Annotated in this window: 24 protein-coding genes; 16 read left to right on the top strand and 8 right to left on the bottom strand. The window is 71.9% G+C overall.

Going from position 1 to position 21,947, the window contains the following annotated elements; translation table 11 throughout:
• Positions 1–29: 29 nt before the first annotated feature.
• From prcB to ACQPXG_RS24955, 4 genes are read right to left on the bottom strand one after another with little or no spacing between them, the layout of a single operon-like run.
• Positions 30–884, bottom strand: a complete 855-nt coding sequence (gene prcB / locus ACQPXG_RS24970) for a proteasome subunit beta (protein ID WP_433461533.1) — start codon at positions 882–884, stop codon at positions 30–32.
• 53 nt (positions 885–937) lie between these two features.
• The gene (locus ACQPXG_RS24965; RefSeq protein ID WP_433461532.1) at positions 938–1,885 is read right to left on the bottom strand and encodes an EamA family transporter; all 948 of its coding nucleotides are present in this window, start codon (positions 1,883–1,885) and stop codon (positions 938–940) included.
• Between the two features lie 3 nt (positions 1,886–1,888).
• Positions 1,889–2,605, bottom strand: coding sequence for an ABC transporter permease (locus ACQPXG_RS24960; RefSeq protein ID WP_433470046.1), 717 nt, complete (start codon positions 2,603–2,605; stop codon positions 1,889–1,891).
• A gap of 50 nt (positions 2,606–2,655) precedes the next feature.
• A complete protein-coding gene (locus ACQPXG_RS24955) occupies positions 2,656–3,594 on the bottom strand; it encodes an ATP-binding cassette domain-containing protein (RefSeq protein WP_433461531.1) in 939 nt (312 codons plus the stop codon).
• A gap of 176 nt (positions 3,595–3,770) precedes the next feature.
• On the opposite strand from ACQPXG_RS24955, the gene ACQPXG_RS24950 reads away from it, so the two are divergent.
• The 10 genes from ACQPXG_RS24950 (at position 3,771) to ACQPXG_RS24905 (ending at position 12,803) form a co-directional block, all read left to right on the top strand.
• Positions 3,771–5,012: an arginine deiminase gene (locus ACQPXG_RS24950; RefSeq protein ID WP_433461530.1), complete on the top strand. Its 1,242-nt coding sequence runs from the start codon at positions 3,771–3,773 to the stop codon at positions 5,010–5,012.
• A gap of 25 nt (positions 5,013–5,037) precedes the next feature.
• Positions 5,038–5,973 carry a carbamate kinase gene (arcC, locus tag ACQPXG_RS24945; RefSeq protein WP_433461529.1) on the top strand — a complete coding sequence of 312 codons (936 nt, stop codon included), beginning with the start codon at positions 5,038–5,040 and terminating at the stop codon, positions 5,971–5,973.
• A 230-nt stretch (positions 5,974–6,203) separates the two neighbouring features.
• Positions 6,204–6,974 (top strand): helix-turn-helix transcriptional regulator, encoded by a 771-nt coding sequence (locus ACQPXG_RS24940; protein ID WP_433470045.1) that lies wholly within the window; start codon positions 6,204–6,206, stop codon positions 6,972–6,974.
• Positions 6,971–8,383, top strand: coding sequence for a Fe-S cluster assembly protein SufB (gene sufB / locus ACQPXG_RS24935; RefSeq protein ID WP_433461528.1), 1,413 nt, complete (start codon positions 6,971–6,973; stop codon positions 8,381–8,383). The genes ACQPXG_RS24940 and sufB overlap by 4 nt, the downstream gene beginning before the upstream one ends.
• A complete protein-coding gene (gene sufD, locus ACQPXG_RS24930) occupies positions 8,383–9,519 on the top strand; it encodes a Fe-S cluster assembly protein SufD (protein ID WP_433461527.1) in 1,137 nt (378 codons plus the stop codon). The genes sufB and sufD overlap by 1 nt, the downstream gene beginning before the upstream one ends.
• Positions 9,516–9,878, top strand: coding sequence for a non-heme iron oxygenase ferredoxin subunit (locus ACQPXG_RS24925; RefSeq protein ID WP_433461526.1), 363 nt, complete (start codon positions 9,516–9,518; stop codon positions 9,876–9,878). Before sufD ends, ACQPXG_RS24925 begins: the two co-directional genes overlap by 4 nt.
• A gap of 26 nt (positions 9,879–9,904) precedes the next feature.
• A complete protein-coding gene (gene sufC, locus ACQPXG_RS24920) occupies positions 9,905–10,669 on the top strand; it encodes a Fe-S cluster assembly ATPase SufC (protein WP_433461525.1) in 765 nt (254 codons plus the stop codon).
• A complete protein-coding gene (locus tag ACQPXG_RS24915; RefSeq protein ID WP_433461524.1) occupies positions 10,666–11,928 on the top strand; it encodes a cysteine desulfurase in 1,263 nt (420 codons plus the stop codon). Before sufC ends, ACQPXG_RS24915 begins: the two co-directional genes overlap by 4 nt.
• A 42-nt stretch (positions 11,929–11,970) precedes the next feature.
• Complete coding sequence (gene sufU, locus ACQPXG_RS24910) at positions 11,971–12,429, top strand: Fe-S cluster assembly sulfur transfer protein SufU (RefSeq protein WP_433461523.1); 459 nt, start codon at positions 11,971–11,973, stop codon at positions 12,427–12,429.
• A complete protein-coding gene (locus ACQPXG_RS24905) occupies positions 12,426–12,803 on the top strand; it encodes a metal-sulfur cluster assembly factor (RefSeq protein ID WP_433461522.1) in 378 nt (125 codons plus the stop codon). Before sufU ends, ACQPXG_RS24905 begins: the two co-directional genes overlap by 4 nt.
• A 60-nt stretch (positions 12,804–12,863) precedes the next feature.
• On the opposite strand, the gene ACQPXG_RS24900 is transcribed toward ACQPXG_RS24905, so the two are convergent.
• On the bottom strand, positions 12,864–13,436 hold the full coding sequence (locus ACQPXG_RS24900) for a hypothetical protein (protein ID WP_433461521.1): 573 nt from the start codon (positions 13,434–13,436) through the stop codon (positions 12,864–12,866).
• 156 nt (positions 13,437–13,592) lie between these two features.
• On the opposite strand from ACQPXG_RS24900, the gene ACQPXG_RS24895 reads away from it, so the two are divergent.
• On the top strand, positions 13,593–14,768 hold the full coding sequence (locus ACQPXG_RS24895; RefSeq protein ID WP_433461520.1) for a sensor histidine kinase: 1,176 nt from the start codon (positions 13,593–13,595) through the stop codon (positions 14,766–14,768).
• A complete protein-coding gene (locus ACQPXG_RS24890; RefSeq protein WP_433461519.1) occupies positions 14,765–15,442 on the top strand; it encodes a response regulator in 678 nt (225 codons plus the stop codon). The genes ACQPXG_RS24895 and ACQPXG_RS24890 overlap by 4 nt, the downstream gene beginning before the upstream one ends.
• Before the next feature lie 16 nt (positions 15,443–15,458).
• On the opposite strand, the gene ACQPXG_RS24885 is transcribed toward ACQPXG_RS24890, so the two are convergent.
• Positions 15,459–16,589: an EAL domain-containing protein gene (locus tag ACQPXG_RS24885; protein WP_433461518.1), complete on the bottom strand. Its 1,131-nt coding sequence runs from the start codon at positions 16,587–16,589 to the stop codon at positions 15,459–15,461.
• A gap of 116 nt (positions 16,590–16,705) precedes the next feature.
• Positions 16,706–17,101 carry an ABC transporter permease gene (locus ACQPXG_RS24880; protein ID WP_433461517.1) on the bottom strand — a complete coding sequence of 132 codons (396 nt, stop codon included), beginning with the start codon at positions 17,099–17,101 and terminating at the stop codon, positions 16,706–16,708.
• Between the two features lie 68 nt (positions 17,102–17,169).
• Between ACQPXG_RS24880 and ACQPXG_RS24875 the strand changes: the two genes are divergently transcribed.
• The 3 genes from ACQPXG_RS24875 to ACQPXG_RS24865 are packed head-to-tail and all read left to right on the top strand — an operon-like array spanning position 17,170 to position 19,227.
• Positions 17,170–17,808: an AIM24 family protein gene (locus ACQPXG_RS24875; protein WP_433461516.1), complete on the top strand. Its 639-nt coding sequence runs from the start codon at positions 17,170–17,172 to the stop codon at positions 17,806–17,808.
• The gene (locus tag ACQPXG_RS24870; RefSeq protein WP_433461515.1) at positions 17,809–18,462 is read left to right on the top strand and encodes an AIM24 family protein; all 654 of its coding nucleotides are present in this window, start codon (positions 17,809–17,811) and stop codon (positions 18,460–18,462) included. It begins immediately after the preceding gene.
• 3 nt (positions 18,463–18,465) lie between these two features.
• Complete coding sequence (locus ACQPXG_RS24865; RefSeq protein WP_433461514.1) at positions 18,466–19,227, top strand: AIM24 family protein; 762 nt, start codon at positions 18,466–18,468, stop codon at positions 19,225–19,227.
• Between the two features lie 38 nt (positions 19,228–19,265).
• Here ACQPXG_RS24865 and ACQPXG_RS24860 read toward each other — a convergent pair whose 3' ends face one another.
• On the bottom strand, positions 19,266–20,063 hold the full coding sequence (locus tag ACQPXG_RS24860) for a VOC family protein (RefSeq protein WP_433461513.1): 798 nt from the start codon (positions 20,061–20,063) through the stop codon (positions 19,266–19,268).
• 270 nt (positions 20,064–20,333) lie between these two features.
• Here ACQPXG_RS24860 and ACQPXG_RS24855 point away from each other — a divergent pair, with 270 nt between their 5' ends.
• Entirely contained in the window at positions 20,334–21,932 is a 1,599-nt protein-coding gene (locus tag ACQPXG_RS24855; RefSeq protein WP_433461512.1) for an ABC-F family ATP-binding cassette domain-containing protein, read from the top strand.
• The last annotated feature ends 15 nt before the right edge of the window (positions 21,933–21,947 follow it).

The following is a 21,947-nucleotide window of genomic DNA, read 5'->3' as shown; positions in this document are numbered from 1 at the left end:
CTAGAAGCCGGATACGACGTTCCCGAAGATCAGCGGAGCGGTGCGACGGGTCCGCCGGGGCGGTCGGCCCGGGCCCGCATGACCTCCCCGGCGATCGCCGACACCTGCTCCTCGGGCAGCCGCCGGTAGCCGTCGTCGGTGACGACCGCGATCGTCGGGTAGATCCGCCGCGTCGGGTCGGGGCCGCCGGTGGCCGTGTCGTCGTCGGCCGCGTCGTAGAGAGCCTGGACGCAGACCGTGGCGGCGTCCTCCAGGGACAGGTCGTTCCGGTAGAGCTTCTTCAGAGCGCCGATCGCGTAGGGGGAGCCGGAGCCGTCCGCGTGGAAGTCGCGGGCCTCCTGCGGGGCGCCGGTGATGTCGTAGGTGTAGATGCGTCCCTCGCCCGAGCCGGGCTCGTACCCGGTGAACAGCGGGACGACCGCGAGCCCCTGCAGCGCCTGCGCGAGGTTGGCCTGGATCACGGCGCCGAGACGGCGGGCCTTGCCCGGCAGCGACAGCGGGACGGTCTCCATCTTCTCGTAGTGCTCCAGCTCGACCTGGAACAGCCGGACCATCTCCAGCGCCAGCCCGACCGTCCCGGCGAACGCGACGGCGGAGTACTCGTCGGCGCGCTGGACCTTGTCCAGTTCCCGGTAGGCGATGCGGTTGCCCTGGGTGGCGCGGCGGTCGCCGGCCATCATCACCCCGCCCGGGAACGTCAGCGCCAGGACGGTCGTGCCGTGCGGCAGCTCGGGCGCGTCGCCCTCGGGCACCCGGTTGACGGGCAGCAGCTCGGGGGAGTGCAGGCGCAGGAAGTCGACGAACGACGCCGACCCCGCCTCGAAGAACTCGGGCGGCATCCCCTGGTCCTCGCTCCGGCCGATCACGGCGGCTCCCTTCCGCATGCTGGACGACCCGTACATCGTGATCCTTCCACGCTGCCACACGAAGCCGCCACTCAGGCTTCCGGCGCCTCCGGCGGTTCCTTCTGGCTTCTGGTGGCGCCCGCGCAGGCGACGATGACGCAGCCGATCGCGACCCACTGGTGTCCGGTGAGGATCTCGCCGAGGACCACCACGCCGACCAGCGCGGCCACGGCGGGCTCCAGGCTCATCAGGATCCCGAAGACCCGGGCGGGCACCCGCCGCAGCGCCTCCAGCTCCAGCGAGTACGGGATCACCGACGACAGCAGCCCGACGCCGAGCCCGATCAGCAGCAGCGCCGGGTCGAGCAGGGCGCCGCCGTCCGCGGCGGCACCGGCCGCGATGCCGCCGGGCAGCATGACCAGCGTTCCGATGATGCTGGCCAGGGCCAGCCCGGTGGTGCCGGGGAAGCGCTGCCCCGTGGCCGCGGTGAGCAGGATGTAGGACGCCCATCCGACCGCGGCGAGCAGCGCGAACACGATGCCGAGCAGGTCCACGTCGCCGCCGCCCCGGGCGAGCATGACCACGCCCGAGCCCGCGAGCACGACCCACACGACGTCGCGCGGACGGCGGGAGCCCACGATGGCGACCGACAGCGGGCCGAGGAACTCGATCGTCACCGCCACGCCCAGCGGAATCCGGGACAGTGACTGGTAGAACGCGAAGTTCATCCCGGCGAGGGAGACCCCGTAGCCGGCGACGACGGCCAGGTTCCTCCAGGAGTGGTCGCGCAGGACGGTCCGCAACGCCTTGCGGGCCAGGAACCCCAGCACGAGCGCCGAGGCCAGAAGCCGGATCGACACGACGGAGGTCGGCGGCAGCCGCTCGAACAGGTGCTTGGCCAGGCCCGCGCCGACCTGCACGGAGACGATGCCGAGCAGGATCAGGGCGGGCGGCGGCACCGAGCCCAGGGACAGCGCGCGGACGCGTGCGGGGGCGCGGCCCGCATCACCGAACGAACCGGGCGCCTCAGCGAGGGCCACGTATCACTCCCATCTGAAGAAACGGGCGGCGAGCGCGAGGCCTGCGAGGGCCCACACCGCGAGCACGAGCAGGGGCTTGCCGGGGAGCGCGGCTCCGTGCTGGACCACGTCCCGCAGGCCCTCGGCCAGCGCCGAGATCGGCAAGAGCTCCAGGACCGCGCGCACCGAGCCGGGGAACCTGTCCAGCGGGAAGACGACCCCGCCGACGGCGAGGAGCAGGATGTAGACGAGATTGGCGGCGGCGAGGGTCGCCTCGGCGCGCAGCGTCCCCGCCATGAGCAGCCCGAACCCGCTGAACGCGGCGGTGCCGAGCAGCAGCAGGACGATCACCGAGCCGGGGTCGCCGTGCGGATGCCAGCCGAGCGCCAGCGCCACCGCGCAGATCAGCGCGGCCTGCACCGCCTCGACCGCGATCACGCTCAGCGTCTTGGCGGCGATGAGCCCGCCGCGCGGCAGCGGGGTGGCGCCGAGCCGCTTGAGGACGCCGTAGCGCCGCTCGAAGCCGGTGCCGATCGCCTGGCCGGTGAACGCGGTGGACATCACCGCGAGCGCGAGGATCCCGGGCGTGAGGAAGTCGACCCGGCGGCCCGCGCCGAGGTCGAGCAGGGACGTGGCGCTGAACAGCGTGAGCAGCACCACCGGGATGATCAGCGTGAGCAGCAGCTGCTCGCCGTTACGCAGCACGGCGCGGAACTCGTAGCCGGCCTGGGAGAGGATCATCCGGTGCAGCGGCACGGCCCCCGGCGCCGGGGACAGGTCCAGGGTCGCGGTCACGAGCGCAGCTCCCGTCCGGTCAGTTCCAGGAAGACGTCCTCCAGGGTGCGGCGCTCGATCCGCAGGTCCTCGGTCATGACGCCGTGCGAGGCGCACCAGGCGGTGACCGTGGCCAGCAGTTCGGGCCGGACGTCGGCCTCGATCAGGTAGTGCCCGGCGGGCGACTCCTTGGCGGCGCTCCCGGCGGGCAGCGCCGACAGCAGCTCCTCCAGGCCGAGGCCGGGACGGGCGCGGAACCGCAGCTGCCGCTCGGCGCCGGTCAGCTCCTCCGGGGCGCCCTCGGCCACGACCTTGCCGTGGTCGACGATCACGACGTGGTCGGAGAGGCGCTCGGCCTCCTCCATGTTGTGCGTGGTGAGGACGACCGAGACGCCGGCGGCGCGGAGCTCTCCGATCAGCTCCCAGGTGGCGTGCCTGGCCTGCGGGTCGAGCCCGGTCGTGGGCTCGTCGAGGAAGACGAGCTCGGGCCGTCCGACCACGGCGACGGCCAGCGACAGCCGCTGCTGCTGCCCGCCTGACATCCGCCGGAACGGGGTGCGGGCGTGCTCGGTGAGGCCGAGCCGCTCCAGCAGGACGGACGTGTCGAGCGGTGTGGCGTGGAACGAGGCGACCAGCCGGAGGAACTCGCCGGCCCGGGCCGTGCCCGGCACGCCGCCGGACTGCGGCATCACGCCGACCCGCGGCTTCAGCGCGCGCCCGTCCGCGGCCGGATCCAGGCCGAGGACGCGGACGGTGCCGGAATCGGCCCGCCGGAACCCCTCGCAGATCTCGATCGTCGTGGTCTTGCCGGCCCCGTTCGGGCCGAGCAGCGCGGTGACGGCGCCCCGGGCGGCGCTGAGCGACAGGCCGTCCACGGCCCGCCTTTCACGGCCGGCCGCGCCATAGCGCTTGACGAGCGACCGCAGCTCGACCGCGCCGTCTCCGGGGGGTGTCATGCTGACGAGTTTAGGTCCGGGCGGGGACGGCTCCGCGCCCGGTCCCGGCGGCGGGCCCGGTGAAGGTGCGGCAAAGCCTTCCGGCAAAGGCCCATCCAGTTTCGCCCGCGCGGCCCGGGGGAATTCGCGAGCTGGGGGTTCTCGCGGCGCCGTGGCCGGGCCCCGGGGAGGTGGGGATGGCGTTCCACGTCGATTCGGAGGCCGGCCGCCTCCGGGAGGTGCTGCTGCACCGCCCCGAGCTGTCGCTGAAGCGGCTCACCCCGTCCAATGCCGCCGGGCTGCTGTTCGACGACGTGCTGTGGGTCAGGCGGGCGGTGGAGGAGCACGAGGAGTTCGAGGACGTGCTGCGGTCGCAGGGCGTCCGGACGCATCTGCTGCTCGACCTGCTGCGCGAGACGATCTGGATCCCCGAGGCCCGCAAGCACATCCTGGACGCCGTCGTCGACCCGCACTGGTTCGGCCCGCTCGCCACCGACGCGATCCGCAACCGCCTCGACGCGATGGACGTGACGGAGCTGGCCTCGTTCCTGATCGGCGGCATCACCAAGAGGGAGATGCTGGAGCGGATGCCCGAGCCGGCGTCCATCGCGTTCCACTCCCTCGGCATGGACGGGTTCGTCCTGCCGCCGCTGCCCAACCACCTGTTCACCCGCGACACGTCCTGCTGGATCTACGACGGCGTGTCGATCAACACGATGCGCAAGAAGGCGCGGATGCGCGAGACGGTGAACATGGAGGCGGTCTACCGCTGGCATCCGCTGTTCGCCACCGGGTACGGCAGGCCCGCGGAGGGCGGGTTCCACGTCTGGAACAGCGGCATCGCGATGGCGCCGGCGACGCTGGAGGGCGGCGACGTCCTGGTCATCGGGAACGGCAGCGTGCTGGTCGGGATGAGCGAGCGGACCCAGCCGCAGGCCGTGGAGATGCTCGCCCAGTCGCTGTTCGCCGCCGGCTCGTGCCGCCGGATCGTCGCGCTGCGCATGCCGCGGGCGCGGGCGTTCATGCATCTGGACACCGTCCTGACGATGGTCGACCACGGGGTGTTCACCAAGTACGCCGGGATGGGCATGCTGCCGTCGTACACCGTGGAGCCGGGCGACACCGAGAAGGAACTCAAGATCACCGATCACCCGCCCGAGGACATGCACCGGGCGATCGCCGCCGCGCTCGGGGTGGACGACATCAAGGTCCTCACCCCGACGCAGGACGTGTTCGCCGCCGAGCGCGAGCAGTGGGACGACGGCTCGAACGTCCTCGCCGTCGCGCCGGGCGTGGTCGTGGCCTACGAGCGCAACGCGACGAGCAACAACCATCTGAGCCGGAACGGGATCGAGGTCGTCACGATCCGCGGCAGCGAACTGGGCCGGGGACGCGGCGGCCCGCGCTGCATGAGCTGCCCGCTCGTCCGGGACGCCTAGAAGCAGGCGGGTGAAGGGGGAAGGGATGCGCGTGGTCGTCGCGCTCGGGGGGAACGCGCTGGTCAAGCGGGGCGAGACGCCCGACGCCGCACTCCAGCGCCGCAACGTGGACCGCGCCGTGCGGTCCCTGGCGCCGCTCGCCGAGCGGCACGAGCTGATCATCACGCACGGGAACGGCCCGCAGGTCGGGGTGCTGTCGCTGGAGAGCGTGAACGACCCGAACCTCACCCGCCCGTACCCGCTCGACACCATCGGCGCCGAGACCCAGGGAATGATCGGCTACTGGATGCTGCAGGCGCTGCAGAACGCGCTGCCGGGCCGCCAGGTCATGGCGATGATCAACCAGACGCTGGTGTCGGCGGTGGACCCGGCGTTCGAGAACCCCACCAAGTTCGTCGGCCAGGTCTACGACCGGGAGGAGGCGGAGAAGCTCGCCGCCGAGTACGGCTGGACCGTCCGCGAGGACGGGGACCGCTGGCGCCGCGTCGTGCCGTCCCCGCGCCCGCAGCGGGTGATCGAGACCCGGCTGATCAGGGAGCTGGTCCGGCTCGGCACGGTGGTGGTCTGCGCGGGCGGCGGCGGCATCCCGGTGTTCCGCAACGACGTCGGGCGGCTGGAGGGCGCCGAGGCGGTGATCGACAAGGATCTCACCGCGTCCGTCCTCGCCGAGAGCATGGACGCGGACGCGCTGCTGATCCTCACCGACGTGCCCCGCGTGATGCGGAACTTCGGCACGCCCGAGCAGGAGGAGATCACCCACACCACGCCGCACGAGCTGCGGGCCGAGGACTTCCCGGCCGGTTCGATGGGCCCGAAGGCCGAGGCGGCGGCGAGCTTCGTCGAGCGGACGGGGGACATGGCCGCGATCGGGCTGCTCGACCAGTGCGAGCGGATCCTCGAAGGCACCGCCGGCACGATCGTCACCCCGAACGCCACCTGGCCGCTGGCGAGCACCCTCTGACCTCCGGGCGTCGATATGCTGCCGGGTGGGGTCTGACCTGCCCGGTCGGGCGATGGCGTGCCGCCGCGCGGGCCGCGAGTGAATCCGCAGGTTAGGTAAGGCTTACCTGCGTGAGCTACGACATCGGGATTCCGGTGTTTCGAGGGAAGTAATTACGGCACACTGATGTTGTGAAAAACGTGAGCGAGGATCAGACGAGCGCCCGGGCCGCCTCCGCGCGGCCTTCCGGCGTGCCGTCCGGGCCTGGCCACACCGAGCGTGACACGCGCGCCCGGGTGGCCCGGCTGATCCTCGAACACGGCCCGGTCACGGCGTCCACGCTGGGGGAGCGCGTCGGCCTCACGCCGGCCGCGATCCGCCGCCACCTGGACGCGCTGCTGGCCGAGGGCATGATCGAGGTCCGCAAGGCGCGGGTACCGCAGACCCGGCGCGGCCGGGGCCGGCCCGCCAAGTGGTTCGCCATCACCGACGCCGGGCGCAGCGCCTTCGTGCACGCCTACGACGATCTGGCGACCAGCGCACTGCGGTTCCTCGCCGAGACGGCCGGCGACCATGCGGTCGCCGAGTTCGCCAGGCGGCAGATCGCCGACCTGGAGCGGCGGTACCGGCCCGTGGTGCAGGACGCGCCGCCCCAGCAGCGGGTCCGCACGCTCGCCGAGGCTCTGTCAGGAGACGGCTACGCGGCCGCCGCCGCCAAGGCGCCCCAGCCGGGCGGCGGCGAGCAGCTCTGCCAGCACCACTGCCCGGTCGCGCACGTCGCCGCGGAGTTCCCGCAGCTGTGCGAGGCCGAGACCGAGGCGTTCAGCCGCCTGCTGGGCACCCCCGTCCAGCGGCTGGCCACGATCGCCCACGGCGACGGCATCTGCACCACCCACGTCAGCCCCCGCTCCCTGTGCGGGACGGACGAGAGCGTCACCCCCGGTGGGGACGTGGCGGACGCGGGGGCGTCCGCCGAAAAGCATCTGATCATTGACGAGGAGTCCGGAGGGACGTCCCTATGACTACGGCAGCCCACCCTGAGTTGGAAGGGCTCGACAGGTACAAGTTCGGCTGGGCCGACTCCGACGAGGCAGGGGCCTCTGCGCGGCGCGGGCTGAACGAGGACGTCGTCCGCGACATCTCGGGCAAGAAGAACGAGCCCGAATGGATGCTCGACCTGCGCCTCAAGGGGCTGCGGCTGTTCAGCAAGAAGCCGATGCCCACCTGGGGCTCCGACCTGTCGGCCATCGACTTCGACAACATCAAGTACTTCGTGCGCTCCACCGAGCAGCAGGCCGCGTCCTGGGAGGAGCTTCCCGAGGACATCAAGAACACCTACGACAAGCTCGGCATCCCCGAGGCCGAGAAGCAGCGCCTCATCGCCGGCGTCGCCGCGCAGTACGAGTCGGAGGTCGTCTACCACAAGATCCGTGAGGACCTTGAGGAGAAGGGCGTCATCTTCCTCGACACCGACACCGGCCTGCGCGAGCACCCGGAGATCTTCCAGGAGTACTTCGGCTCGGTGATCCCGGTCGGCGACAACAAGTTCGCCGCGCTCAACACCGCGGTGTGGTCGGGCGGCTCGTTCATCTACGTCCCGCCGGGCGTGCACGTGGAGATCCCGCTCCAGGCCTACTTCCGGATCAACACCGAGAACATGGGCCAGTTCGAGCGGACGCTGATCATCGCCGACGAGGGCTCCTACGTCCACTACGTCGAGGGCTGTACCGCTCCGATCTACAAGTCGGACTCGCTGCACTCCGCCGTCGTGGAGATCGTCGTGAAGAAGGACGCCCGCGTCCGCTACACGACCATCCAGAACTGGTCCAACAACGTCTACAACCTGGTGACCAAGCGCGCCGTCGCCTACGAGGGCGCCACCATGGAGTGGGTCGACGGCAACATCGGCTCCAAGGTCACCATGAAGTACCCGGCCGTCTACCTGCTCGGCGAGCGCGCCAAGGGCGAGACCCTGTCGATCGCCTTCGCGGGCGAGGACCAGCACCAGGACGCCGGCGCCAAGATGGTGCACGCCGCGCCGAACACCTCCAGCAGCATCATCTCCAAGTCGGTGGCGCGCGGCGGCGGCCGCACGTCCTACCGGGGGCTGGTGCAGATCCAGGAGGGCGCCGAGCACAGCAAGTCCACGGTCAAGTGCGACGCGCTGCTCGTCGACCAGATCAGCCGGTCCGACACCTACCCCTACGTCGACGTCCGCGAGGACGACGTGGAGATGGGCCACGAGGCCACCGTGTCCAAGGTGTCGGAGCAGCAGCTGTTCTACCTGATGAGCCGCGGCCTCACCGAGGACGAGGCGATGGCGATGATCGTGCGCGGGTTCGTCGAGCCCATCGCGCGCGAGCTGCCGATGGAGTACGCCCTGGAGCTGAACCGGCTCATCGAGCTGCAGATGGAAGGAGCCGTCGGCTGATGGGGCTGGAGCAGAAGCCTCTTTCGACGCTGCACGAGAAGGCGTCCTACGAGGTCGGCGACTTCGACGTGCCGACGGGCCGCGAGGAGGAGTGGCGGTTCACCCCGCTGCGCCGCCTCCGCGGCCTGCACAACGGCACCGCCGAGGAAGGCGGCAAGGTGCTGCTGGAGGCCGAGGCGGCGCCCGGGGTCACCGTCGAGACCGTCGGCCGCGACGACGACCGGCTCGGCAAGGCCTACGTCCCCGCCGACCGGGTCAGCGCCCAGGCGTGGAGCTCCTTCACCCACGCCACCGTCGTGACCGTCCCGAAGGAGACGGTCGCGCCGGCGCCGACCGTCCTGCGGCTGCGCGGCGAGGACGCCTCCGCCGCCGCCTACGGGCACACCGTGATCGTCCTGGAGCCGTTCGCCGAGGCCACCGTCGTGCTCACGCACCGCGGCCCGGCGACCTACGCCGACAACGTCGAGTTCCTCGTCGGCGACGGCGCCCGCCTGTCGGTGATCAGCCTGCAGGACTGGGCGGACGACAGCGTCCACGTCTCCCACCAGCACGCCCGGCTCGGCCGCGACGCCCGGTTCGTCTCGCACAACGTGTCGCTCGGCGGCGACGTCGTGCGGATCTCGCCGTCCGTCGCCTACGACGGGCCCGGCGGCGACGCCGAGCTGTACGGGGTGTACTTCGCCGACGGCGGCCAGCACCTGGAGCACCGCCTCCTCGTCGACCACGCCGTCCCGCACTGCCGCAGCCGCGTCGACTACCGCGGCGCCCTGCAGGACCAGGACGCGCACGCCGTCTGGATCGGCGACGTGATCATCCGCGCGGAGGCCGAGGGCACCGACACCTACGAGCTGAACCGCAACCTCGTCCTGACCGACGGGACGCGGGTCGACTCCGTCCCGAACCTGGAGATCCTCACCGGCGAGGTCGCCGGCGCGGGACACGCCTCGGCGTCCGGGCGGCTGGACGACGAGCACCTGTTCTACCTGCAGGCGCGCGGCATCACCTTCGACGAGGCCCGCCGCATGGTGGTGCGGGGCTTCCTCGGCCAGCTGGTGGAGCGCATCGAGGTCGCCGAGGTGCGCGAGAAGGTGCGCGAGGCGATCGAGGCGGAGCTCGACCTCGGGGCGGCGAAGTGACCGCCGCCGCGAAGGACGAAGGGTCCGGCGCGTCCACCCGGGACGGATACGTGAAGGTGTGCGCGCTGGACGAGGTCCCGGCCGACGGGGCGCTCGCCGTCGAGGTCGACGACACGCCCGTCGCCATCGCGCGCAGCGGCGACGACGTGTTCGCCCTGAACGACATCTGCTCGCACGCCGAGGTCTCCCTCTCCGAGGGCGAGATCTACGACGGCACCATCGAGTGCTGGCTGCACGGGTCCTGCTTCGACCTGCGCAGCGGCAAGCCCACCAACCCGCCGGCCACGCAGCCGGTCGCCACCTACAAGGTCAAGGTCGAGGGCGGCGACGTCTACGTCTCGCTCGCCGCCGACGACTGACCGCACGACGAAGGACTACACGCACTATGGCCACGCTTGAGATCCGCGACCTCCACGTCTCCGTCGGCGACGGCTCCGACGGGGCGAAGGAGATCCTGCGCGGGGTCGACCTGACCGTGAAGGCCGGCGAGACCCACGCGATCATGGGGCCGAACGGCTCCGGCAAGTCCACCCTCGCCTACGCGATCGCCGGCCACCCGAAGTACGAGGTGACGTCCGGCACCGTCACGCTCGACGGCGAGGACGTCCTGGCCATGTCGGTGGACGAGCGCGCCCGCGCCGGGCTGTTCCTGGCGATGCAGTACCCGGTCGAGGTGCCCGGCGTCTCGGTCTCCAACTTCCTGCGCTCGGCCGTCACCGCGGTCCGCGGCGAGGCCCCGAAGCTCCGCGAGTTCTCCAAGGAGATGAAGTCGGCGATGGACGCCCTGTCCATCGACCCGGCGTTCGCGCAGCGCAGCCTGAACGAGGGCTTCTCCGGCGGCGAGAAGAAGCGGCACGAGATCCTCCAGCTGGAGATGCTGAAGCCGAAGGTCGCCGTGCTGGACGAGACCGACTCCGGCCTCGACGTCGACGCGCTCAAGGTCGTGTCCGAGGGCGTCAACCGGTTCGCGGGCGGCGAGACGGGCGTCCTGCTCATCACCCACTACACGCGCATCCTGCGCTACGTGAAGCCCGACTTCGTGCACGTGTTCGCCGCCGGCCGCGTCGTGGCCGAGGGCGGCCCCGAGCTGGCCGACGAGCTGGAGAACGAGGGCTACGAGAAGTACGTGAAGGCAGGCGCATCCCTATGAGGCTGCTGCCCGAGGAGCTGAAGAAGGACTTCCCGCTGCTGCAGCGCACGGTCCGCGGAGGTCGCCCTCTGGTGTACCTCGACTCGGGCGCGACGTCGCAGAAGCCCGTCCGGGTGCTGGACGCCGAGCGGGAGTTCTACGAGCGCCACAACGCGGCGCCGCACCGCGGGGCGCACCTGCTCGCCGAGGAGGCGACGGAGGGCTACGAGAACGCCCGCGCGTCGATCGCCCGGTTCATCGGCGCGACGCCGGGCGAGATCGTGTTCACCAAGAACGCCACCGAGGCCATCAACCTGGTCGCGTACGCGATGAGCAACGCGGCCACCGCCGGGCCCGAGGCCGAGCGGTTCGCCGTCGGCCCCGGCGACGAGGTCGTGGTGTCGGAGATGGAGCACCACGCCAACCTCGTCCCGTGGCAGGAGCTCTGCCGGCGGACCGGGGCGACCCTGCGGTGGTTCGGGATCACCGACGAGGGCCGCCTGGACCTGGAGAACCTCGACGACCTCGTCAACGAGCGCACGAAGATCGTCGCGCTGACCCACCAGTCGAACGTGCTCGGCACCGTCCCGCCGGTCCAGCGGATCGTGGACCGTGCCCACGCCGTCGGCGCGCTCGTCCTGCTGGACGCCGCGCAGTCGGTTCCGCACCAGCCGGTGGACGTCACCGCCCTCGGTGCCGATTTCCTGGCGTTCTCCGGGCACAAGATGCTCGGCCCGACCGGCATCGGCGTCCTGTGGGGGCGCGGCGAGCTGCTGGAGGCCATGCCGCCGTTCATCACCGGCGGTTCCATGATCGAGGTCGTCCGCATGGAGGAGACCACGTTCATGCCGCCGCCGCAGCGGTTCGAGGCCGGCGTCCCGATGACCGCCCAGGCGATCGGGCTCGGCGTCGCCTGCGACTACCTCGCCGAGATCGGCATGGACCGCGTCCACGCCCACGAGGAGGCCCTCGTCGGCTACTCCCTCGAACGGCTCGGCGAGATCCCCGGCGTCCGCGTCATCGGTCCCGGCACCACCGAGGCCCGCGGCGGCGCCGTGTCCTTCACCGTCGAGGACATCCACCCGCACGACGTCGGCCAGGTCCTGGACGAGCTGGGCGTCGAGGTCCGCGTCGGCCACCACTGCGCGTGGCCGATCTGCCGCCGCTTCGGCATCCCTGCCACCACCCGCGCGACGTTCTACCTCTACAACACCCTCGGCGACGTGGACGCGCTCGCCGACGGGGTGCGGGAGGCCCAGAAGTTCTTCGGAACAGCCTGAGGGCACGCCCTGTTGTAGCGAGAAAGGCTTGGAAGGGACGACATGCAGCTCGAGGCGATGTACCAGGAGGTCATCCTGGACCATTACCGCAACCCCCTGCACAAGGGGCTGCGGGAGCCGTTCGAGGGCGAGGCGCACCACGTCAATCCCACCTGCGGTGACGAGGTGACGCTGCGCGTCCACCTGGACGGCGAGGGCCAGGACGCCACGGTCGCCGACGTCTCCTACGACGCCATGGGCTGCTCGATCAGCCAGGCCAGCGCCTCGGTGATGTCCGACCTGGTGATCGGCAAGTCCGTCAAGGAGGCGATGGCGGTCGGCGAGGAGTTCCTGGCGCTGATGCAGTCCCGCGGCCAGGACGTCGAGCCGGACGAGGACGTCCTGGAGGACGCCATCGCCTTCGCCGGGGTCTCCAAGTACCCCGCCCGGATCAAATGCGCCCTGCTCGCCTGGATGGCGTGGAAGGACGCGACCGCCCGCGCACTCGGAGAGGCACCATGACCGACACGCCCGCGACCGACACCCCGGCGACCGACACCCCGGCGACCGACACCCCGGCGACCGCCATGTCGCCCCAGGAGGAAGAGGTCTTGGAGGCGCTCAAGGACGTCGTCGACCCCGAACTCGGCATCAACGTCGTCGACCTGGGCCTGGTGTACGGCGTCGACCTCGCCGACGAGGTCGCCACCCTCGACATGACGCTCACCAGCGCCGCCTGCCCGCTCACCGACGTGATCGAGGACCAGGCCCACAGCGCGCTGGAGGGCCTCGTCAAGGATGTCAAGATCAACTGGGTCTGGCTCCCGCCGTGGGGCCCCGACAAGATCACCGACGAGGGCCGCGACCAGCTCCGCGCCCTCGGCTTCAACGTCTGACCGCGGACCTTCCGCACCGCGCCATGAGGCCGCGCCCCGCCCGGGGCGCGGCCTCACGCGTCACCTTGGGTGCGCGTGCTCCGCGGGGGTTGTGTCCGGCGACTTGGGCTTGGGCGGCCAGAGGGTCGTGCTGATCGGCCAGATGGACCAGATCGCCAGGACCACGCCGAGCCGTCCCAGCCAGGCGGTGAGGGCCTCGGTGCGGTCGGCGTCGCCGACCAGGGCGATCATCGCGAGGAGGAGGGCGCAGGCGATGGCCGTGGCGAGGGTCGCCTTGCCGAAATCGCGCCACTCGTAGCGGACGCGGGCCACGCCGTACTTGGGCTTGCCGGACGGTGGCGGGCCGCCGGCGAACCGGTGCGCGAAGCGCTCGTCCGCCCAGCGGACCATGCTGTGGCCGAACGCGACCGAGTAGCCGAGGTAGGCGGCGGCAAGGCCGTGGCCGGTGCCGGCGGTCGCGCCGCCGCGCAGGTCGATGACCGTGGCGGCCAGCAGCACCACGTCGAGCAGCGGGACGCACAGCAGGAGCGCCGCGCCGGTGCGGCGGAGGCGCAGTGGGTAGCGGGCGGCGAGACCGGCCGCGAGGACGATCCAGAACCCGATCTCGCATCCGGCGATGACCGCGATGAGCACGTTGACATCCCTTCTCGGCGGCGGAATTCCATCGTGTGCCCCGGCGGCAGGGGAGATCGTCCTCTGGTGTGAGGTTTCGCGGGTCGTCCGAAGGATGTACGCGGACTCCTCACCCGGGTGGACGAGACACGCCGGCGGGGATGTTGAGATGGATCCGTGCACAGGCTCCGACGTCTCACCACGCGCCAGGACGCGCTCATTGCCGCGGCGTCGCTGGCCGGCGGATTGGCGGTGCTCGCGGCGCACGGTCACACGACATGGTCCAAGGACTGGGACCCGTCGTTCTGGGTTCGTCTTTTCCCGTTGTTCGGGCTGTGCTCGGCGATGCTGCTGAGACGGACGGCCCCGATCACCGGGCTGCTGCTGGCGACACCGTTCAACTTCGCCGACGTCGCGTTCGGACCGAGCCTCGCCACCGCGATGATCTTCGGGGACGCGCTGTACGCGGCGAGCCTGTACGGGCGGCGCCGGACGGCGGAGTGGCTGCTCGGGGTGACGCTCGGGGGGAGCCTCGCGGTGGCGGCCGGGGCCGGGATCGCGCTGCGCGGCGTCGCCGTCGGCGTGGTGGCCGGGTCGGTCGCCGGGGTGGTGTGGGTGGCGCCGGTGCTGACCGCGATGGCGGTCCGGGAGCACCGGTCCCGGGCGGAGGCGGAGCGGCAGCGCGCCGAGCAGGTCGCGCGGCTCGCGGAGATGGACCGGCGCGCCGCGGTGACCGCCGAGCGCGCCCGGATGGCCCGCGAGCTGCACGACGTGATCGCCAACCATCTGAGCGCGGTGGCGCTGCACTCCTCGGCCGTCCTGAAGGTGCCGGACCTCGACCGGGACGGGGTGAACCGGGCCATGGAGGTCATCCGGGAGAACAGCGTGCAGGGCCTGGCCGAGATGCGCCGCATGATCGGGCTGCTGCGGGAGGGCGACGGCGCGGACCCGGCCGCCCGGCCCCGGCTCGCCGAACTGGGGCGGCTCGTCGAGCACACCGGCCGGCCCGACCTGTCCGCCCGGCTGGAGGTCACCGGGGAGCCGCCCGAGCTGCCGGCGGCGGTGGAACTGGCCGCGTACCGGATCGTCCAGGAGTCGCTGACCAACGCGTTGAAGCACGGCGGGCCGGGCCGCGCCGACGTCCGGGTCGCCTACGCCGGGAAGAACGTGGTGATCGACGTGCTCAGCCCGCTCGGCCGGGACGGCTCCCGGCTGCCCGGCACCGGCAGCGGCCTCGTCGGGATGCGGGAGCGTGCCGTGATGCTCGCCGGCAGGTTCGCCGCGGGACCCGACGGCGGGCGGTGGCGCGTGCACGCCGAACTGCCCGTCGACCTCGTGAACGGGGCGGCATGATCGAGGTGCTGGTCGCCGACGACCAGGCGGCGGTGCGGGCGGGGCTCGTGCTGATCCTCGGTTCGGCGCCGGACGTGCGGGTGGTCGGCGAGGCCGCGGACGGGGTGCGGGCGGTCGAGCTGGCCCGCGCGCTGCGCCCGGACGTCGTGCTCATGGACGTCCGCATGCCCCGCCTGGACGGCATCGGCGCCACCCGGGAGATCGCGGCGTTCACCGACGTGCTGGTGCTGACGACGTTCGACTTGGACGAGTACGTGTTCGGCGCGCTGCGGGCGGGCGCCGCCGGATTCCTGCTGAAGGACGTCGACGCCGACAAGCTGGTGGAGGCCGTGCGGACGGTCGCGGCGGGCGAGGGGATCATCGCGCCGAAGGTCACCCGGCGGCTCATCGGCGCCTTCGCGTCCCGGCCGGCGGCGCCCGCGGAGACACCCGGGCTGGACGAGCTGACGCCGCGCGAACGCGAGGTGTTCGCCTGCCTCGGGGAAGGGCTGTCGAACGGCCAGATCGCGGCGCGGCTCGACATGGCGGAAACGACCACCAAGACGCACGTCAGCCGGATCCTCGGCAAGCTCGGGCTCACCGGCCGCGTCCAGGCGGCCATCCTCGCCCAGGAGACGGCCGCACGCGGGCTTTCCCGCCTTGATCCACATAAAGGATCATCCGGGGCGGTCTAGGGGCACAGCGGCGATCTCAGCGCGACATCGCCCGGATCAGGTCGGCCACGCGGACGATGCCGAGGCAGCGGCCCACCTCGTCCACCACGACCAGGTCGTCGTAGACCCGCTCGTCCTCGGCCCCGGCGGCCCGCAGCGCGGCGATCGCCGGGACGGTCCGCGGCACGGGACGCGGCGGATCGGCCAGCCGCGCGGCGGGCCGGCGCGCGTGCAGCGCGTGCCCGTAGGCGCCGGACAGCTGGAGCAGGAAACGCGTCCGGTCCACGGTGTGGAGCGGGCGCTGCCTGTCGTCCACCAGGACGACGCTCGTGGCGCCGGTCTCCGCGGTCAGCGCGGTGAGCACCTCGTCGGCGGTCGCCGTGTGCGGCAGCGTCACCGCCGGGAGGGTGAACTCCGACACCCGCGGCCCGAGCCCGGCGCCCGGCCGGGCCGGCGGGGCGTGCTCCGCCGCGACCGGGATGCTGACCGGCATCCCCGGGCGCCACTCCGGCGGCGCGAGGGCCGGCCCCTGGACGAGCCGGACGCCGGCCTCGCGCATGTGCATCACCTGGTCGCCCGTCGCCATGCCGGGCGCCAGGACGTGCGTCTCCAGCCGGTGCGCCAGCTCGACGAGGCTCGCCACGAGCGCCGCTCGGCGCGGCTCGGTGAGCGCGCCGCGGGCCAGTTCGGGATCGAGCTTGACCAGGTAGGACGTGCCGTCCACCAGCAGGTCGAGCGGCGCGTGCGCGGAGCCCAGGCCGGCGTGCCCGACGAGGTAGCCCGCGCGGCGCAGCGCCGAGAGCGCGGCGGTCAGGGCCGGGCGCCGCGCGGGCGGGAACCCGCCCGTGACGCACAGGATGATCTCGTGCGGGCGCCGGCCGGTCTCGCCGAGCCCGTGGTGCAGCTCGCCCAGCAGATCCTCGCCGGACGCCAGGGTCTCGGCGCGCAGCCCGATCTGCAGGGGCAGCGGCGTGCCGAGGTCCGCGGCCGCGCGGGCCGCCTCGACCGCGCGCCGCACGTCCTCGGACGCGGGGTCGAACCGCACCGGCCCCCGGGACGGCCCGGCGTGCGCCTCCACGGCGACGACGGCGCCCGTACCGAGATCGACCACGGGATGGAACACGGCCCGGGCCGGAAGCAGCGCGTCGAGGGTCTCGGTGGCGGACACACGCGCATCATGCCGCCCGAACTCCGGCGAAACCACCCCCGCGGGGAGAAGTTAACCCAGAGTTCTCCCAGGTCGTGGCGCGGATCACCGGCCGGGAGCAGCTCCCCGGCGCACCCTCACAGGCCGCGTCCGGCGGCGAGCGCCGACAGCAGGTACGTCACCCCGGCCACGGCCGCCAGCCACGCGTAGGCGATGAAGTCGGCGCCGCGCAGCGTCTGGACGACGAGCCCGCCGACGATCGCGACGGTCAGCACGTCACCGGTCATCGCGGCGGCCCGCAGGTGGGCACGGGCCCGGGTGCCCGACCCGAAGCCCTCACTGAGCGGCACCGCCGGCTCGTTGCGCCGGTAGGCGAGGTAGGCCGCGTATCCGGCCAGCGCGGCGAGCGCGACGAGGGCCGCCCCGGACCGCCCGTCGGCGGCCAGCACGGCCCCGACCACCACACCGGCGCACAGGACGAGCCCTGGCACGGCCCACCGGCTGAGACTGCGGCGTTCGGGAGCGATCCACATGGGTTTCATCCTTCCCGATCCGCGCGTGCGGCGGACCGTCAACGCGCCGGGCTGTATCTTCTCGCTTCGTGGCGCAATTCAGGTTGAACGGCTCGAAGATGCTCGCCGTCGACCTCGCCGGCGAGACCGTCCGGGCCCTGAACGGGTCGATGGTCGCCTACGAGGGGCAGATGGCGTTCAAGCGGCAGGGCATGACGGGCGGCGAGGGCCTCCGCGGCGCCCTCAAACGCAGGATCGCGGGTGAGGGCATGACCCTCATGGAGATCACCGGGCAGGGGACGGTCTACCTGGCGAGCGAGGCGACGGAGGTGACGCTCGTCCAGCTCACCGGAGACACGCTCTTCGTCGAGTCGGAGAGCCTCCTCTCCCTCGACGGGAACCTGCAGACGGGCGTCCAGTTCGTCGGGCTGCGGGGGATGGGCACCGGCCAGGGGCTCGCCACCACGAAGGTGGACGGGCACGGGACGGTCGCGATCCTGTCCGCGGGGCCCGCGATCGCGCTGGAGGTGACCCCGCAGACGCCGCTGTGCGTCGACCCGCACGCCTACGTCTGCCACCACGGGCAGCTCCAGCAGGACGTGGTCACCGACGTCAACTGGCGGACGGTGATCGGCCAGGGATCGGGGGAGAGCGTGCAGTTCCGGTATCAGGGGCACGGGCTGGTGTACGTCCAGCCCGCCGAACGCGGCGGAATTCTGGAGATCTGAATGCCCGGCTACCAGTCGATCAACTCCAAGATGCTCCAGGTGCCGATCGGGCAGGGGCAGGAGGTCTACAGCAAGCGGGGCGCGATGCTGGGCTACACCGGCCCGGTGTCGTTCGCCCCGTCCACCACGGCGGGGCAGGGCATCGGCGGCGCCGTCGGGCGCGCGGTCGCCGGCGAGCGCAGCGCGATGATGCACGTGACCGGCCAGGGCAGCGTCATGTTCGGCCACGGCGGGCTGCACGTCAGCGTCGTCGACCTGAACGGCGCCGACACCCTGTACGCCGAGGCCGACCGGCTGCTCGTGCACGACGCGACCCTCCAGGTCGGGACGATGTTCATGGGCGAGCAGGGCGGTGTGCGCGGCATCGTCCGCGGCGCGGTCACCGGGCAGGGGCTGTTCACCACGACGCTCACCGGGCACGGCTCGTGCGCGCTGCTGTCGCACGGCGGCGTGATGGAGCTGCCGATCACCCCGCAGCGTCCCGTGCACGTCGACCCGCAGGCGTACGTCGCCCACCGCGGGCAGGTGCAGAACAAGCTCACCACGGCGGTGGGCCTGCGCGACCTGATCGGACGCGGCTCCGGCGAGGGCTTCCAGCTCGAACTGAGCGGCTCCGGCGTCGTCTACGTCCAGGCCAGCGAGAGGAAGATCTGACCCGTGAGCACGTTCGGCACGAAGACCTGGAACGTCTCGACGCTTCCGGCCAACGACAACGTCAACCCCTACGCCTTCAGCGTCGACCTCAACGGGCAGTGGTTCGCGCAGAAGGGCAAGATGATCGCCTACTACGGGCAGATCAGGTTCGAGGCGCTGTCGGCGGGCCCGCTGGACTCCCTCGTCGCGCACACCTTCAACTCGCCGCTGTACGCGCAGGACTGGATCGTCGCGCAGGGCCAGGGCAAGCTCGTCCTCGCCGACCGCGGCTTCGACGTCAACTCCTTCGACCTGGAGAACGGAAACCTCACCGTCCGGGCCGGGAACCTGCTGGCGTTCGAGCCCGGCCTGGAGCTCAAGCAGTCGATCATCCCGGGCTTCCTGACGCTGATCGGCACGGGACGGTTCGTCGCCGCGTCCAACGGGCCCGTCCACTTCGTCGAGCCGCCGATCCGGATCGACCCGCAGGCGCTGCTCGGCTGGGCCGACTGCCCGTCGCCCTGTCACCACTACGACCACTCCTACATGCGCGGCGCGTTCGGCGCCGCCCGGATGATCTTCGGGATCGGCGGCTCGTCCGGCGAGGAGCACCAGTTCGACTTCACCGGCCAGGGAACCGTGCTGATGCAGTCGTCCGAGGTCGTGATGAACGAGGACGTCCTGCTGCGCGACCTGGAGGGCCAGATCGGGCTGGTCGGCACGTCCGGCCTCCAGCGCCTCCAGGCATCGATCTCCCAGCGGCTCTCCGCCGAGCGCCAGGGCTGACCCGGGGCCCGGACCGCTCCGGGCCCCGGGCCACCCGGTCACGACTCCGGCGTGGGCGCCGGCTTCATCACGTGGAACGGGACGCCGAACGGGTCGCGGACGGCCGCCGACCGCCCGTACGGGGTGTCCTGCGGCTCGGAGTCGACGGTGCCGCCGCCGGCGCGGACCCTGCGGACCGCCTCGTCGGCGTCGTCGACGGAGAAGTACGTCGTCCACGACGAGACCGGGCCGTCACCGCCGCCGAGGAGGATGTCGGAGCCGCCGAGGATGCCGCCGATGTAGCGGCCGTCCTCCGCGCGCTTCAGCGCGGTGTAGTCCATGCCCCCCGGGATCGGCTCCAACTCGTAGCCGAACACCGCCTTGTAGAACTCGCCGGCGGCCGCGGAATCCCTCGTGACTAGCTCGTTCCAGACGAACGAGCCCGGGTCGTTGACGATCCGCGAGCCCGGGTGGGTGCGGCCCTGCCACAGGCCGAACTGCCCGCCCTGCGGGTCCCGGACGATCGCCATGCGGCCCTGGTCCATCACGTCCATGGCCGGGGCGACGACCTCGCCGCCCGCGTCCGTGACGCGCTTGACGAGCCCGTCGCAGTCGTCCGCGGCGAAGTAGACGCTCCACCAGTACACGTTGGGCTGGTCCTCGGGGTTCCGCATCATCCCGGCGACGGGCTCGCCGCGCAGGGTGCACAGGTTGTAGTGGCCTCCTTCGGGCCCCGTGTCCTCGTACTGCCAGCCGAAGAGCGTCCCGTAGAACGTCTTCGCCCGTTCGAGGTCGGGGATGCCGATGTCGAGCCAGTTGGGCGTCCCGTCCGGCGCATTGCTCGTGACATGGGTCATCCGACTCACACTCCTTTGTGCTGGGACCTTGGCCCCGGTGCCGTCCCGCCGCACGCCCGCCACTTCCCATCCTGGCCCCCAGCGGGGCGTTCACACATCGTTCCCGCCCTGATCGGCGTGGCCGAGACCGGCCTGGCCGTCACGTACACTGATCGGATGGTTCCGCTCCCGAACTGACAGGCCGCCCAGCGCGCCGCCCGGTCCCAGGACCGCGGCGCGCTGTTTCGTGCGCCTGTCCATCGAGCCGTCAGTCAGGGGAGCCCTGTCACTGTGATCATCGCGAAAGACATCGAGCTGCGCGCCGGACCCCGGCTGCTCATCGAGGCCGCCACGTTCCGGGTCAATCCCGGAGACCGGGTCGGCTTCGTCGGGCGCAACGGCGCCGGCAAGACCACCCTCACCAAGGTGCTGGCGGGGGAGGCGCTGCCCGCGCAGGGCGCCGTGACGTCGTCCGGCACCATCGGCTACCTGCCGCAGGATCCGCGCGGCGTCGACCTGGAGGAGCTGGCCCGCGACCGGATCCTGTCCGCCCGCGGGCTGGACGAGGTGATCCGCAAGCTGCGCGCCGCCGAGGAGGCGATGGCGACCGCGGCGGGCCCCGACCGGGACAAGGCCGTCCGCCGCTACGGGCGGCTGGAGGAGCGGCTGCACGTGCTCGGCGGCTACAGCGCGGAGGCCGAGGCCGCCTCGATCGCCTCCAGCCTCGGGCTGCCGGACCGGGTGCTGACCCAGCCCCTCGGGACGCTGTCGGGCGGGCAGCGGCGCCGCGTGGAGCTGGCCCGCATCCTGTTCTCCGGCGCCGACACCCTGCTGCTGGACGAGCCCACCAACCACCTGGACGCCGACTCCATCGTCTGGCTCCGCGACTTCCTGAAGGGCCACCAGGGCGGCCTCGTCGTGATCAGCCACGACGTGGAGCTGCTGGACGCGGTGGTCAACCGGGTGTTCCACCTGGACGCCAACCGCAGCGTGGTCGACATCTACAACGTCGGCTGGAAGAAGTACCTCGACCAGCGGGAGACCGACGAGCGGCGCCGCAAGCGCGAGTCCGCCAACGCGCACCGGCAGGCGTCCGCGCTGCTGTCGCAGGCCGACAAGATGCGCGCGAAGGCCACCAAGGCGAAGGCCGCCCAGCAGATGGACCGGCGCGCGCGGCAGCTCCTCGCCGGCGTCGAGGGCGAGCGGCAGGCCGACAAGGTTGCCAAGATCCGCTTCCCGGAACCCGCCCCGTGCGGCAAGACTCCCCTCACCGCGGAGGGTTTGTCGAAATCGTACGGATCTTTGGAGATTTTCACCGACGTGGACCTGGCCGTCGACCGGGGCAGCCGCGTGGTCATCCTCGGCCTCAACGGCGCCGGGAAGACGACCCTGCTGCGCCTGCTGGCGGGCGTCGACAAGGCCGACACCGGGGCGGTCGTGGCCGGTCACGGCCTGCGGATCGGCTACTACGCCCAGGAGCACGAGACCCTGGACGTCGAGCGGTCCGTGCTGGAGAACATGCAGTCGGCCGCGCCCGGCATGGCGCCGGTCGAGGTCCGCAAGATCCTGGGCTCGTTCCTGTTCTCCGGCGACGACGTCGACAAGCCCGCGGGCGTCCTGTCCGGCGGCGAGAAGACCCGGCTGGCACTGGCGATGCTGGTGGTGTCCAGCGCCAACGTGCTGCTGCTCGACGAGCCCACCAACAACCTCGACCCGGCGAGCCGCGAGGAGATCCTCGGCGCCCTGCGGACGTTCGCCGGCGCCATCGTCCTGGTGACCCACGACGAGGGAGCGGTCGACGCGCTGGCGCCGGAAAGAGTGATTTTGCTCCCGGATGGTGTGGAAGACATCTGGAGTGACGAGTTTGCCGATCTGGTGGCGCTCGCGTGACCTGCACGGTGACTT

The organism is Spirillospora sp. CA-128828 (genome assembly GCF_050945415.1).
Lineage (GTDB): Bacteria > Actinomycetota > Actinomycetes > Streptosporangiales > Streptosporangiaceae > Spirillospora.
The sequence above is the reverse complement of the archived record's forward strand: the minus strand, read 5'-3'. Positions and strand labels throughout refer to the sequence as shown.